The following is a 13,390-nucleotide window of genomic DNA, read 5'->3' on the forward strand; positions in this document are numbered from 1 at the left end:
GCAACCAACCCTTGCTAGCCTGATAGTTCACCAGCGAACTATTCGTCAGCAAAATGTCCAGCCTGAAACCATGCGTCGATGCCCTCTACGACGGCGTTGACCGCGTCGCCGAGATCATCCCGGGCCTGCCCAAGTGCGAGGTGCTGTTGATCCGCCTGCTTCTGCTCACGGGTGAAGCGCTGCAGCGCGATGTCGAAGCCAAGCTCAAGCCGTTCGACATGAACGACAGCGATTTCCGCACGCTGATGATGCTGTACTCCGCCGCCGACGGCAGTTCCACGCCAAGCGAGCTGTGTGCGCTGGCCGAGCAGAAGCCGACCAACATGACCCGCATCACGAACCTGCTGGCCAAGCGCGGCCTGATCACGCGGGCACATGCCACGCATGATCGCCGCCAGGTCGTTCTTAGCATCACGGACCAGGGCAAGCATTTCGTCCGCCAGATGCTGCCGCCGATGTTCCCCGAGCTCGTCTCGAAGTTCTCATGCTTCAGCGCCGACGAACGCAAGACGTTTGAGCACCTGCTGAAGAAGCTCGCCCTGCATCTCGATCCCACGGATGTGACCGCATGACCCGCTCCCCTCTCCGCCCCGCCTTGCTGGCGGCGGCCCTGGCCGCGTTGCTGGCCGGCTGCCACGTCCCCGCAAAGATCGACCACCCGGCGCTGCGCGATGACGTGCCGCTGGCCGGTGTCGAAGCCGGCACCCGCGCGGGCTGGCCCGCGGCGCAATGGTGGCGCGCGTACAACGACCCGCAACTGGATCAGCTGATGGCGATGGCGCTGCGCGGCTCGCCCGATCTCGCGCAGGCTAAGTCACGCGTGGATAGCGCGCAGCAGAACATCCGCGTCGCCGCGGCACAGGCTGGCCTGCGCGTGGATGGCAGTGCGCAGGTCACCCGCCAGCGCATGAGCGAACACGGCCTTATCCCCGCGCAGTTCCTCGGCTTCACCTGGTACAACCAGGCCGACCTGGGCGTGCAGGTGCGCTACGACTTCGATTGGTGGGGCAAGAAGCGCTATACGATCGAATCGGCGATCGACAGCGCCCGTGCTGCGGAAGCCGAACGTTCGGCGGCCTCGCTATCGATCCAGTCCACGGTGGCCGACACCTACTTCGGCTGGCTTACCGATGAAGCGCGCGTGGCACTGGCCGACCAGCTCATCGCCTCGCGCGAACGCGCACTGCGCATCGCCGAGCTGCGCGTGAAGCAAGGCGTGGACGTGCCTGATACGGTGCAGCAGGCGCGCGGTGATCTTTCCGGCGCCCGCCAGCAGAAGACCGCACTGGAAGGCTCGGCCGCCATTCGCCGTGCCGCGCTGGCCGCCCTGGTCGGCGTGTCACCGAACGAACTGCCCGCCCTATCGCCACGAGCCCTGCCTGATGTGGCGCCGGGCCTGCCCGATAACGTGGGCACCGACCTGATGGCACGCCGTCCCGATATCGCCGCCAGCCGCTGGCAGGTGGAATCGGCGCTGCGCCAGACCGATGCGGCACGCGCGCAGTTCTTCCCGGATGTGAGCCTCAGCGGCATGGCTGGCCTCTCCAGTATTGACCTGGACAAGGTGTTTAACGCCGACAGCCGGGTGTTCTCTCTGACCCCTGCCCTGCACCTGCCCATCTTCGAAGGCGGCGCTCTGGAAGCGAACCACGGCGTCAGCAAGGCCCAGCTCGATGCCGCGGTAACGCAGTACAACGCCACGGTGGCCTCCGCCGCACGCGATGTTTCCACGCAGGCCCTTGGTGCGCAGCAGCTTGCGGCACGGCGCACGCAACAAGGCGATGCCGTGAATGCCGCGACCACCCTGCTCGCCAGTGCCAAAGCGCGCGCCGCACGCGGTGTCCGTGACGACCGCGAATCACTTGCCACACAAGCCGCCCTGCTCCAGCAGCAGGACATGGCCACCGACCTGCACGGCCAGGCGCTTTCCACCGATGTGAGCCTGATCAAGGCGCTGGGTGGCGGCTACCGCGCCGAACTTCCGAATTCCCCTTCCACGCCCAGCACCGACGGAGCCCAGAGCCCATGAGCGCCACCCCTAACGACACGACGCTCGCGGCCGAAAGCGGCAACGCGCCCAAGGACAAGCGCAAGCGCGGCCGTGCGCTGCTGATCGCCCTCGTGGTCTTCCTGCTCGCCGCGGCGACCTGGCTGCTGCTGTGGCTGTTCGTCTTCTCGACCCGCGAAACGACCGATGACGCTTATGTGGGCGGCAACCAGGTGGGCATCTCCGCCCAGGTGCCTGGCATCGTCGTGGGCGTGTTCGCCGACGATACCCAGCGTGTAAACGCGGGCCAGGTGCTTGTGAAGCTGGACCCGACCGACGGCGACATCGCCCTGCGCAAGGCCAGCACCGCGCTGGCCCAGGCCGTGCGCCAGGTACGCCAGCAGACACAATCCGCTGCCAGTGCCGATGCCTCGCTCGGCGCACGCCGCCAGGATCTGAAGCGTGCGCAGGATGACCTGAAGCGGCGCATTCCGCTGCTCGCCGAGAAGGCCGTGGCCCCGGAAGAAGTGCAGCACGCACGCGACGCGGTCGAAAGCGCGCAGTCCGCTCTCGATTCCGCCCAGCGCCAGGCCGATGCCGCCCGTGCCCTGGTCGACGGTGCCGATGTGGAAACCAACCCGGCCGTGCAGCAGGCCCGTGCCAACTTCCGCCAGGCCTGGGTGGCCGCGCAACGCAACGCCATCGTCGCCCCGATCGATGGCTACGTCGCGCAGCGCAGCGTGCAGGTGGGCAACAGCGTGCAGCCCGGCCAGCAGCTGATGACGGTGGTGCCGCTGCACGACCTGTGGGTGGATGCCAACTTCAAGGAAAGCCAGCTGCGCCACGTGCGCATTGGCCAGCCGGCCAAGGTGGAATCGGATATCTACGGCGGTGGCGTGGAATACCACGGCCACGTCGTCGGCCTGGGTGCCGGCACCGGCAGCGCGTTCTCGCTGCTGCCTGCGCAGAACGCCACAGGCAACTGGATCAAGGTGGTGCAGCGCGTACCGGTGCGCATCGCCATCGATTCGAAGGACCTGGACCAGCATCCGCTGCGCATTGGCCTGTCGACCGCCGTCACCGTGAACATCACCGATGACAAGGGCGATGTGCTGGCCAAGGCGCCTTCGACCACGCCGGTGGCGCAGACCACCGTGTACGACGACGTGGCCGCCAAGGCCGATGCCGCCGCCGATGTGATCGTGCAGCAGAACCTCGGAGCGCGCGCGCCTTGAGCGATACCACCGCCACCCCGGATGCCGTGCCCGCGCCTGCCGCGGGCCCGAAACCCCTGCACGGCCTGCCACTGGTCCTGCTGACGATCGCTGTCGCGTTCTCCACCTTCATGGAGATCCTGGACATGACGATCGTGAACGTGGCGGTGCCGCATATCGCCGGTAGCCTCGGCGTCAGTTCGAACGAAGGCACCTGGGCGATCAGCTCGTACGCCCTGGCCAGCGCGGTGATGCAGCCGCTCACCGGCTGGATCGCCAAGCGCTTTGGCGAGGTCAAGACGTTCTGCTTCTCGGTGGCGCTGTTCGTGTTGTTCTCCATGCTCTGCGGCCTGGCCACGAGCATGCCCATGCTGGTGGTGTTCCGCCTGCTGCAGGGCGCGGGCTCGGGCCCGATGGTGGCGCTTTCGCTCTCGCTGCTGCTGGCCAGCTACCCGAAGGAGAAGCAAGGCATCGCGCTGGCGATGTGGGCCATGACCGTGGTCGTGGCGCCCATCTTTGGCCCGATCCTCGGCGGCTACCTCACCGACAATTTCTCCTGGCCGTGGATCTTCTACATCAACGTGCCCGTGGGTGCAGCGGCCGGTGTCGTTACGTGGAGCATCCTGCGCTCACGTGAAACGAAGATCGTGCGCGCACCGATCGATTCGGTGGGCCTGTTCCTGCTGGTGATCGGCGTGGGCTGCCTGCAGTTCATGCTGGATAACGGCAACGACCACGACTGGTTCGCCTCACCGCTCATCCTCACGCTCGGCCTCGTCGCGCTGGTGGCACTCACCTTCCTGATCATCTGGGAGCTCACCGCGAAGCACCCCGTGGTCGATCTGTCGCTGTTTGCCCGGCGCAACTTCGCCGTGGGCGTTACCGCGCTGTCGCTGGGCATGCTGGGCTTCTTCGGCATCACCGTGGTGTTCCCGCTGTGGTTGCAGACCACGCTGGGCTACACGGCCACGTGGGCCGGCCTTGCGACCGCGCCGGTGGGCATCCTCGCATTCCTTATGTCGCCGATCATCGGCAAGAACATCCAGCGGCTGGAGTTGCGCGCGGTGGTGACGTTCGCGTTCATCGTGTTCGCCTTCACCTCGTTCTGGTTCTCGACGTTCAACAGCGGCGCGTCATTCGCCACGCTGGTGCTACCGCGCTTTGTCATGGGTATCGGCATCGCCTGCTTCTTTATTCCGTTGAACCAGATCTTCCTTTCCGACCTGCGCCCGGACCAGATCGCCGGCGCATCGGGCCTGGCCAACTTCTGCCGCACGCTGGCCTCCAGCGTCTCCACGGCGATCACGGTCACGTTGTGGCAGCACCGCGGTGAGGCGCACCACGCATCGCTTACCGAGTACGTGAACCCGGCCTCGCCGGCAGCGATGGCCTATGTGCAGAAACTGCAGGGGGTTGGCTTGCACGGGCAGCCGCAGCTCACGGTGCTGGACCAGGTGGTGAACCGCGAGGCCCTGACCCTGGCCGTAAATGACGTTTTCTGGACCTGCGGGATCCTGTTCCTGGCCCTGATTCCGATTCTGTGGCTCGCCAAGCCCCCGTTCGGCAATGCCGGCGGCGCCGTGGGTCATTAAATCCAAGTTACGTAAATCGATCCAAATTCACGCACTGTGACTGAAAACGTTTACACGCCGTGAAACCAACTGGTGCGGCGCAATACCTCGTGGTAGCGTTCGCCGCATGGCACAAACCCTACGCATCATCAAAAAGTATCCGAACCGTCGTTTGTACGACACGGAAATTTCGAGCTACATCACGCTGGAAGAAGTTCGCCAGCTGGTCCTCGACGGAGAGCATTTCGAGGTCCGGGACGCCAAGTCGGGCGAGGACCTGACGCGCTCCGTGCTGCTGCAGATCATCGCGGAGCATGAGGAGCACGGCCAGCCGATGCTCTCCTCGCAGTTGCTGTCGCACATCATCCGTTTCTACGGGGATTCGCTGCAGGGCTTCATGGGGCCGTACCTGGAGCGCAGCCTGCAGGTGTTCCTCGACCAGCAGCAGCAGTTCCGCAACCAGCTCAACACCATGATGGGCCAGACCCCGTGGTCCATGCTCAACGAGATGACCGAGCGCAACCTCGACGTATGGAAGTCGATGCAGCGCGGGTTCCTCGATGCGGCCACCGCCAAGCCGGCGGCCGCCACCCACGTGCCGCCGCGCGGCGGCAAGAAAGCCAGCTGATACCCGGCGCCGCCTGAGGGCTTGCCCTCGGCGGCGTTGCGGCGCACGATGCGCTGCCCCGCAATATCGCCCAGGCAGGCTCCATGCCCCGTAACGACATCGCCGTTGTCGGCGCCGGCCTCGTCGGCGCCCTGGTCGCCACCCTGCTGACCCAGCGCGGTTTCCGCGTCACCGTTTATGAAAAGCGCCCCGATCCCCGCAAAGCCGGGTTCCTCGGCGGCCGTTCGATCAACCTTGCCCTGGCCGAACGCGGCCTGCATGCGCTGCGCGCCACCGGCCTGGCCGACCAGGTGCTGGCCCAGGCGGTGATGATGCGCGGGCGCATGGTGCACGACCCGGCCGGCCACAGTGGCCTGCAGCGCTATGGCGTGGACGATTCCGAAGTGATCTGGTCGGTATCGCGCGGCGGGCTCAATACCCTGATGCTGGATGCCGCGGAAGCCGCGGGTGCCACCATCCATTTCGACCAGGGCCTGGCCTATGCCGACCTGGAGAAAGGCACGCTAACCCTGCGCGCGGCCGATGGCAGCGAACGCACCGTCGAGGCCCCCGTGGTCATTGGCGCCGATGGCGCGGGTTCCGCGCTGCGCGCCGAGATGCACCGCCATGCACCGCTGGGCGAGCGTATCGAAGAGCTCGGCCATGGCTACAAGGAACTGGAGATCCCGCCGCGCAAGGATCCTTCGGCGCCCTTTGCCATCGAGCGCAACGCCCTGCATATCTGGCCGCGCGGCCACTACATGTGCATCGCACTGCCCAACCGCGAGGGCAGCTTCACGGTCACGCTGTTCCTGCCCAATGACGGCGAGCACCCCAGCTTCCGTACCATCGCTGGCGCAGGTGCCGCCGAAGCATTCTTCCGCGCCGAATTCCCCGATGCACTGGATCTGATGCCCGACTTCGCGAAGGATTGGTCGGACCACCCGGTGGGTTCGCTGGCCACCCTGTACCTCGACCGCTGGCACATCGGCGGGCGCGCGTTACTTATCGGCGACGCGGCCCATGCCATCGTGCCGTTCCACGGCCAGGGCATGAACTGCGGCTTCGAAGATGCCGCGGAACTCGCGCGCCTGTTCGAAGCGACCCCGGACGACCCGGCGGCCGTCTTCGCCGCGTTCGAGGCCACGCGCAAGCCCAACGCCGATGCCATTGCGCGCATGGCGCTGGAGAACTACGTGGAGATGCGCGACAAGGTCGCCGACCCGCACTTCCTGCGCATGCGCGAACTGGGTGGCCTGCTGGCGCAACGCTCGCCCACGCACTACCTGCCACGCTACCGCATGGTCACCTTCACCCACCTGCCCTACGCCTACGCGCTGGAGCGCGGGCAGGCCCAGGACACGCTGGTGGAACAGCTGCTGCGAGGGCACGACGAGGTGGCCAGCGTGGACCTCGATGCCGCCGTACGCACGCTCGAAGCCACCCTGCCACCCTTGCCCCTGTAGGAGCGCGCTCGCGCGCGATCGCATGGCGGCATCGCGACAGGTTGTCGCAACGGGGATCGCGCGCAAGCGTGCTCCTGCATAGACATCGCACGCTGGTGCCGCAACAATCCCTTGATGACCACCGCCCAGCCCCTGCTCGAAGCCCGCGCACTGTGCTTTCTACGCCAGGACGAGCCCGTGTTCGGGCCGGTTGATTTCGCGCTGCATGACGGCGAGATCGCGCTGGTGGAGGGTGATAACGGCAGCGGCAAGACCACACTGATGCGCGTGCTTACCGGCATGTTGCGTGCTGGTGAGGGCGAGGTACTGCTCGATGGTGCGCCGTTCTCGCTGGATACCATGGCCGGCGCCGTGGTGTTCCTCGGCCACCACCTGGGCCTGAAGTTCGACCTTTCCGCGCGCGAGAACCTGCGGGTATCCGCTGGCCTGTATGGCGTGCGTAGCGGTGCGCAGATCGATGCCGTGCTGGCCGATGTAGGGCTTGCGGGGTTCGAGGACGAACCGGTGCGCCGCCTCTCCGCAGGGCAGAAGAAGCGCGCCGCACTGGCGCGCCTGTTGTTGCTGCCGGCCCGCGTATGGCTGCTGGACGAGCCCTACGCCAACCTCGATCGCGAAGGCATCGCACTGGTGAACCGCCTGCTGCGCGAACACGCCGCACGTGGAGGTGCCGCACTGGTGACCAGCCACGGCGCGGTCACCTTCGCGGGCGACGAGCCCCGCCGTATCCGGTTGCACGCGTGACGCCCGGCAGCACGACCGCCGCCTGCGCCGCGCTGCTGGGCCGCGACCTCACCCTGGCCTGGCGCCGCCGCGGCGATATCGCCCTGCCCGTGCTCTATGCCGTCATCGTGGTGACATTGTTTCCGTTCGCCCTGGGGCCGGAGCCCGCGTTGCTGGCCCGCATTGCGGGCGGCGTGGTGTTCGTGACCGTGCTGCTGGCCATGCTGCTCTCGCTGGATGGCCTGTTCCGGCCCGATATCGACGATGGCTCCATGGAGCAGCTGATGCTCGCCCCGCAACCGCTGGCGCTGCTGGTGGGCATGAAGATCCTGGCGCACTGGCTCACCGCGGCCCTGCCGCTCATCGTGGTGGCGCCCGTGCTGGCCGGCATGCTGCACCTGCCTTCGGCTGCCACCGGGGTGCTGGTACTGGCCCTGGCGATCGCCACGCCCTTGCTCAGCCTGCTTGGTGCGGTACTGGTGGCACTGACGGCCGGGGCAAAACGCTCTGGTATGCTTCTGGCGCTCATGTTGCTGCCGTTGTGCGTACCCGTGGTGATCTTTGCCGCCGGGGCCGTGGCCGCCGCTCAGGATGGCTTGCCCTGGATCGCGCCCATTGCGTGGCTGGGCGCTGGCCTGGCGCTTGCCGTGGTGCTCGCGCCCCTGGCGTGCGCCGCCGCGCTGCGCATTGCGATGGAATCATGAGCGCACGCAACCGCGGGGCGTCCATGGGGGACTCACCGCGATGCACGAACCGTTGATGAGGACGAATGGCTAACTGGGTTCCCCTCTGGCTGCACCGCCTGGGATCACCGCCGACTTTCTACCGCTTTGCGGGGGCCGTGTACCCGTGGGCGCTGGGTCTTGCCATCGTGCTCGGCGGTATCGCGCTGTACGGCGGCCTGGTGCTCGCGCCGGCGGATTACCAACAGGGCGATGCGTATCGCATTATCTTCATCCACGTGCCCAGCGCGTGGATGAGCCTGTTCATCTACGCGATCATGACCGTCGCCGCCTTCGTTGGCCTGGTCTGGCGGATCAAGCTGGCGGAAACCGTGGCCATGGAATCCGCGCCCATAGGCGCGGCCTTTACCGCGATCACGCTGGCCACTGGTTCGCTGTGGGGCAAGCCCATGTGGGGCACGTGGTGGACCTGGGATGCGCGGCTCACCTCCGAACTGGTGCTGCTGTTTATCTACCTGGGCATCATCGGCCTTTATCACTCCTTTGAAGACCGTCGGCAGGGCGCGCGCGCTGCGGCGTTCCTCGTGCTGGTTGGCGCGGTGAACGTGCCGATCGTGCATTTCTCGGTGAACTGGTGGAACACGCTGCACCAGGGCTCCACCATCCGCCTGCTTGGCCCTTCGCATATCGCGGCGAGCATGGTGTGGCCGTTGCTCACCATGATGGCCGCCACCAAGCTCTATTACATCGCCAGCCTGTTCTCGCGCGTGCGCGCCGACCTGATCGCCTCTGAAGGTGGCAAGGCCTGGGTACGCGAACTGGCGCTCGGCCATGCGCAGGATGGCAAGGCATGAGCGCTTTTTTCGCGATGGGCGGCTATGGCGCCTACATCTGGACTGCGTTCGCGGTCTTCTTCATCGTCCTTTTGATCGACACGCTGGCGCCGCTCGCCAGGCGCCGCCGCAACCTGCGCGATATCCGCGCACGCATCGCGCGCCAGGAGAACCGCCGCCGGCCGGGAACCCCAGCCAGTAATGAATCCAACGCGTAAACGCCGCCTCGCCGTCGTCATTTCCGTGATTGTCGCTGCCGCCATCGCAGTGGGCCTCACCGTGTTCGCGCTGCAGCGGAACATGAGCTACCTGTTCACCCCCAGCCAGGTGCAGGAAGGCCAGGCCACGCAGTACCCCACGTTTCGCCTGGGCGGCATGGTCAAGTCCGGCTCCATCCAGCGGGCGAAGGACAGCCTGAAGGTGAGTTTCATCGTCGTGGACGATGCCGGCGCCATGCCGGTGGAATACACCGGCATCCTGCCCGACCTGTTCCGCGATAACCAATCGGTGATCGCCACCGGGCGCATGGCCGATGGCCGCTTCATCGCCAGCGAAGTGCTGGCCAAGCACGATGAAAATTACATGCCAAAGGAACTGAAGGACGCCATGGCGAAGGCGCACCAGAAGCGCAACATCGACGATACCGCCATGAAGGACACGCCCAAGTGATCCCCGAGCTCGGCCAGTTCGCCCTTATCCTCGCGCTGTTGCTCGCACTGGCGCAGGGCGTGCTGCCGATCATCGGCGCATGGCGCAACAACGGCGCGCTCATGGCCCTCGCCAGGCCTGCCGCCGCCGGCCAGGCGGTATTCGTGTTCGCGGCGATGGGCATCCTCATCCATGCGTTCCTCGCATACGACTTCTCGGTGGCCTACGTCGCCGATAACTCGAACCTCGCGCTGCCCTGGTATTACCGCATTACCGCGGTATGGGGCGCGCACGAAGGCTCCATGCTGCTGTGGGTGTTCATCCTCAACGTATGGACCGTGGCGCTGGCCGCGTTCAGCCGGCACCTGCCGCAGCCCTTCGTGGCGCGCGTGCTCGGCGTGATGGGCCTGATCGGCGTGGGCTTCCTCGCCTTCATCCTGTTTACCTCCAACCCGTTCCTGCGCGAACTGCCGATGCCCGCCGATGGCGGCGACCTCAACCCGGTATTGCAGGACCCGGGCATGACCTTCCACCCGCCGGTGCTCTACATGGGCTACGTCGGGTTCTCGGTGGCGTTTGCCTTCTCCATCGCCGCGTTGCTTGGCGGTGAGCTGGAACAGGCCTGGGTGCGCTGGGCGCGCCCGTGGACGAACGTCTCGTGGGCGTTCCTGACCATGGGCATCGTCGCGGGTAGCTGGTGGGCGTACGCGGAACTGGGTTGGGGCGGCTGGTGGTTCTGGGACCCGGTAGAGAATGCCTCGTTCATGCCGTGGCTGGTGGGCGTCGCGCTTATCCATGCGCAGGCCGTCACGGAAAAGCGCGGCTCGTTGCCCGCGTGGACCGTGCTGCTGTCGCTGTTCGCCTTCTCGCTGTCGCTCCTCGGTACGTTCCTCGTCCGTTCCGGCGTACTGACTTCCGTGCACGCGTTCGCCTCTGATCCACGCCGCGGCCTGTATATCCTGGGCTTCCTCGTCGTGGTCATCGGCGGCTCGCTGCTGCTCTACGCGATCCGCGCGCCAAAAGTGGCCACGGGCAAGCCGTTCGCCGCACTTTCGCGCGAGACCGGCATCATGGTGGCCAACCTGCTGTTCACCACGGCGGCCGCCATGGTGCTGCTGGGCACGCTGTTCCCGCTGATCGGCGATGCGCTGAACCTCGGTCGCGTTTCCGTGGGACCGCCCTACTTCGGCTTCCTGTTCGTACTACTGATGGCGCCGGCGGTGCTCTTGCTGCCGTTCGGCCCATACCTGCGCTGGGGCCGCGCCGAAGGGCGCCAGCTCACCTCGATGGCACTGCGCGCTGGCATCGCAGCGGTGATCTGCACGGGCGCGGCGGTGTTCTTTGTCGATGGGCGCTTGCGCGCCATTGCGGGCGTCGCGGGCGCGGTGTGGGTGGCAGCGGGTACGCTGGCCTACGTGGTGAAGCGCTGGCGCGAGATGCCGTTCGGCCGCCGCTTCCCGGCCGAGATGGCCGGCATGCTCGTCGCGCATTTCGGCGTCGCCATCTTCCTTATCGGCGTACTGCTTTCCGAATCGCTCAGCACCGAGCGCGACGTGCGTATGGCGCCGGGCCAGGTGGAGGCGGTGGGCTCGTACCAGTTCCGTTTCGACGGCGTGCGCGAGACCACCGGCCCGAACTGGCGCGCCGATGAAGGCGTGGTGACCATCCTGCGCGGTGGTGACGTGATGGCCACGATGCATCCGCAGAAGCGCACGTACTCGCGCGGCCAGGTGCAAACCGAATCCGCGATCGACCCGGGCTTGTTCCGCGATATCTATGTCGCCCTGGGCGAGCCCATGGATGGCGGCAACGTGGAAGGTGCCTGGGCGCTGCGCCTGTATCACAAGCCTTTCGTTCGCTGGATCTGGCTGGGCGGCCTGTTCATGATGCTGGGCGGGTTTCTTGCCGCCGGTGAGCGCCGCTTCCGCGCGAAGAAAGCCGCGGCCAACGCCGCCGCGCCCGCGAAGGAGCAGCTTGCATGAGCCGCTTCCTGCCATTGATCGCCTTCGGCCTGCTCGTGGCGCTATTCGGCTTCGGCATCTGGTGGAACACCGCGCACGACCAGCATGAAATCGTCTCGCCGCTGATCAACAAGCCGGCGCCGGCGTTCGCGCTGCCGGTGCTTGGTGATGACACGCGCAAGGTCGACAAGCAGTCGCTGCTTGGCAAGCCCTACTTCCTCAATGTCTTCGGCAGCTGGTGCATCGAATGCGTGCACGAGCACCCGGTGCTTTCGGTGGACGTGAAGCAGCTCGGCTTGCCGCTGGTGGGCTTCAACTACAAGGATGATCCCCACGACGCTACGGCGTGGCTTGCCGAACACGGCAATCCGTTCGATGTGGTGATCGTGGATCGTGACGGCCGCGCCGGCATCGACTTCGGCGTGTACGGCGCACCGGAAACCTTCCTGATCGATGGCAAGGGAGTTATCCGTTACAAGCACGTGGGCCCGATTACCCCCGACGTGGTGGCGAAGGAATTCCGCCCCGCGCTGGCCGCGCTGGCAAAGGAAGGCCCGTAATGCGCCGGCTTGGCCTTATCGCCCTGCTCTGCCTGCTGCCGCTGCTCGCGCTCGCCCAGGCGATCCAGCCGCTGCCATTCCGCGACCGCGCGGAAGAAGTGCGTTTCCAGAAGCTCAGCACCGAGCTGCGCTGCCCCATGTGCCAGAACGAAACGCTGGCCGATTCCAACGCACCCATCGCACACGACCTGCGCCGGCAGATCTTCGAGATGATGCAGGCGGGCAAGAGCGACGCCGAGATCAAGGCGTACCTCGTCGATCGCTACTCGGATTTCGTGCTGTACAAGCCACCCGTGGAACCGAAGACCTGGCTGCTGTGGTTCGGCCCGCTCGTCGTGCTGGCGATCGGCGGCGCGGTCGTTGCCGTGCAGGTGCGCCGCCGCGCGCGCCAGGCACCCGCGACCACGACCGCCGCCAACGATACCGAGGATGATTGGTGAGTAACTGGTTTTATGCCGTCGCTGCGGCGATGCTCGCCGTGGCGCTTGCCCAGCTGCTCGTCCCGATGGTGCGCCATGGACGCAAGCACGGCCGTTCGCGTGCCATGTTCACCGTGGCGGTCGTGGTGGCGGTCGTGGTCCCGTTGGCCAGCGTCGGGCTGTACCGCGTGGTAGGCACGCCGGCCACGCTCGATGGCGTGGAACCGCCGAAGGAAATGACCGTAGGCCAGGCCGTGGATGCACTGAAAGCGCGGCTGGCCGCCAACCCGGGCGACGTGGAAGGCTGGCTGCTGCTCGGCCAGACCTACACGATGGTGAAGCAACCCGCCGATGCCCGCGATGCTTACGAGGGCGCCCTGAAGGCCGACCCGAAGAACGTGCCGGCCATGGTCGGCTGGGCCGAGGCCGATTCGCTGGCCCGCGCCGACCACCGCTTTGAAGGGCGCAGCCTCAGCCTGCTCGAACAGGCCGTCGCCGCCCAGCCAGATAGCCAGAAGGCGCTGTGGCTGCTCGGCATCGCACAGTTCCAGCAGGAGCAGTACACCGATGCCGCGGCCACCTGGCGCAAGTTGCAGCCGCTGCTGGACCCGGATTCGAACGTGGCGCACGCTGTGGCCGAACAGATCACGCTCGCCGAAAAGCGCGCGGCCGGCACCACGCCATAAGACGAAACACCGCCGTCCGTGTCACCATTCGCTGC

The 13,390-nt window shown here is 66.5% G+C and carries 15 protein-coding genes; all 15 read left to right on the forward strand.

Annotated features, from left to right (window positions below; translation table 11 throughout):
• The first annotated feature begins 53 nt into the window (after positions 1-53).
• The 15 genes from ABIE56_RS10450 (at position 54) to ABIE56_RS10520 (ending at position 13,355) form a co-directional block, all read left to right on the forward strand.
• The gene (locus ABIE56_RS10450) at positions 54-572 is read left to right on the forward strand and encodes a MarR family winged helix-turn-helix transcriptional regulator (protein WP_429243752.1); all 519 of its coding nucleotides are present in this window, start codon (positions 54-56) and stop codon (positions 570-572) included.
• The gene (locus tag ABIE56_RS10455) at positions 569-2,029 is read left to right on the forward strand and encodes an efflux transporter outer membrane subunit (protein WP_429243753.1); all 1,461 of its coding nucleotides are present in this window, start codon (positions 569-571) and stop codon (positions 2,027-2,029) included. The genes ABIE56_RS10450 and ABIE56_RS10455 overlap by 4 nt, the downstream gene beginning before the upstream one ends.
• Positions 2,026-3,222: an efflux RND transporter periplasmic adaptor subunit gene (locus tag ABIE56_RS10460; protein ID WP_429243754.1), complete on the forward strand. Its 1,197-nt coding sequence runs from the start codon at positions 2,026-2,028 to the stop codon at positions 3,220-3,222. Before ABIE56_RS10455 ends, ABIE56_RS10460 begins: the two co-directional genes overlap by 4 nt.
• Positions 3,219-4,793 carry a DHA2 family efflux MFS transporter permease subunit gene (locus ABIE56_RS10465; RefSeq protein ID WP_429243755.1) on the forward strand — a complete coding sequence of 525 codons (1,575 nt, stop codon included), beginning with the start codon at positions 3,219-3,221 and terminating at the stop codon, positions 4,791-4,793. Before ABIE56_RS10460 ends, ABIE56_RS10465 begins: the two co-directional genes overlap by 4 nt.
• A gap of 106 nt (positions 4,794-4,899) precedes the next feature.
• Complete coding sequence (gene phaR, locus ABIE56_RS10470; protein ID WP_045829959.1) at positions 4,900-5,400, forward strand: polyhydroxyalkanoate synthesis repressor PhaR; 501 nt, start codon at positions 4,900-4,902, stop codon at positions 5,398-5,400.
• Positions 5,401-5,483: 83 nt separating this feature from the next.
• Positions 5,484-6,845: an FAD-dependent oxidoreductase gene (locus ABIE56_RS10475; protein ID WP_429243756.1), complete on the forward strand. Its 1,362-nt coding sequence runs from the start codon at positions 5,484-5,486 to the stop codon at positions 6,843-6,845.
• 114 nt (positions 6,846-6,959) lie between these two features.
• A complete protein-coding gene (gene ccmA, locus ABIE56_RS10480) occupies positions 6,960-7,586 on the forward strand; it encodes a cytochrome c biogenesis heme-transporting ATPase CcmA (protein ID WP_429243757.1) in 627 nt (208 codons plus the stop codon).
• Positions 7,583-8,269, forward strand: a complete 687-nt coding sequence (gene ccmB / locus ABIE56_RS10485) for a heme exporter protein CcmB (protein ID WP_429243758.1) — start codon at positions 7,583-7,585, stop codon at positions 8,267-8,269. The genes ccmA and ccmB overlap by 4 nt, the downstream gene beginning before the upstream one ends.
• A gap of 65 nt (positions 8,270-8,334) precedes the next feature.
• Positions 8,335-9,102, forward strand: coding sequence for a heme ABC transporter permease (locus tag ABIE56_RS10490; protein WP_429243759.1), 768 nt, complete (start codon positions 8,335-8,337; stop codon positions 9,100-9,102).
• Positions 9,099-9,299: a heme exporter protein CcmD gene (gene ccmD, locus ABIE56_RS10495; protein WP_429243760.1), complete on the forward strand. Its 201-nt coding sequence runs from the start codon at positions 9,099-9,101 to the stop codon at positions 9,297-9,299. The genes ABIE56_RS10490 and ccmD overlap by 4 nt, the downstream gene beginning before the upstream one ends.
• Entirely contained in the window at positions 9,283-9,750 is a 468-nt protein-coding gene (gene ccmE / locus ABIE56_RS10500) for a cytochrome c maturation protein CcmE (RefSeq protein ID WP_429243761.1), read from the forward strand. Before ccmD ends, ccmE begins: the two co-directional genes overlap by 17 nt.
• Positions 9,747-11,711 (forward strand): heme lyase CcmF/NrfE family subunit, encoded by a 1,965-nt coding sequence (locus ABIE56_RS10505; protein ID WP_429243762.1) that lies wholly within the window; start codon positions 9,747-9,749, stop codon positions 11,709-11,711. Before ccmE ends, ABIE56_RS10505 begins: the two co-directional genes overlap by 4 nt.
• Positions 11,708-12,250 (forward strand): DsbE family thiol:disulfide interchange protein, encoded by a 543-nt coding sequence (locus tag ABIE56_RS10510; protein ID WP_429243763.1) that lies wholly within the window; start codon positions 11,708-11,710, stop codon positions 12,248-12,250. The genes ABIE56_RS10505 and ABIE56_RS10510 overlap by 4 nt, the downstream gene beginning before the upstream one ends.
• Complete coding sequence (locus tag ABIE56_RS10515; protein WP_429243764.1) at positions 12,250-12,690, forward strand: cytochrome c-type biogenesis protein; 441 nt, start codon at positions 12,250-12,252, stop codon at positions 12,688-12,690. The genes ABIE56_RS10510 and ABIE56_RS10515 overlap by 1 nt, the downstream gene beginning before the upstream one ends.
• Entirely contained in the window at positions 12,687-13,355 is a 669-nt protein-coding gene (locus tag ABIE56_RS10520; protein ID WP_429243765.1) for a tetratricopeptide repeat protein, read from the forward strand. The genes ABIE56_RS10515 and ABIE56_RS10520 overlap by 4 nt, the downstream gene beginning before the upstream one ends.
• Positions 13,356-13,390: the final 35 nt, after the last annotated feature.

The organism is Luteibacter sp. 621, from assembly GCF_050435445.1.
Classification (GTDB): domain Bacteria; phylum Pseudomonadota; class Gammaproteobacteria; order Xanthomonadales; family Rhodanobacteraceae; genus Luteibacter.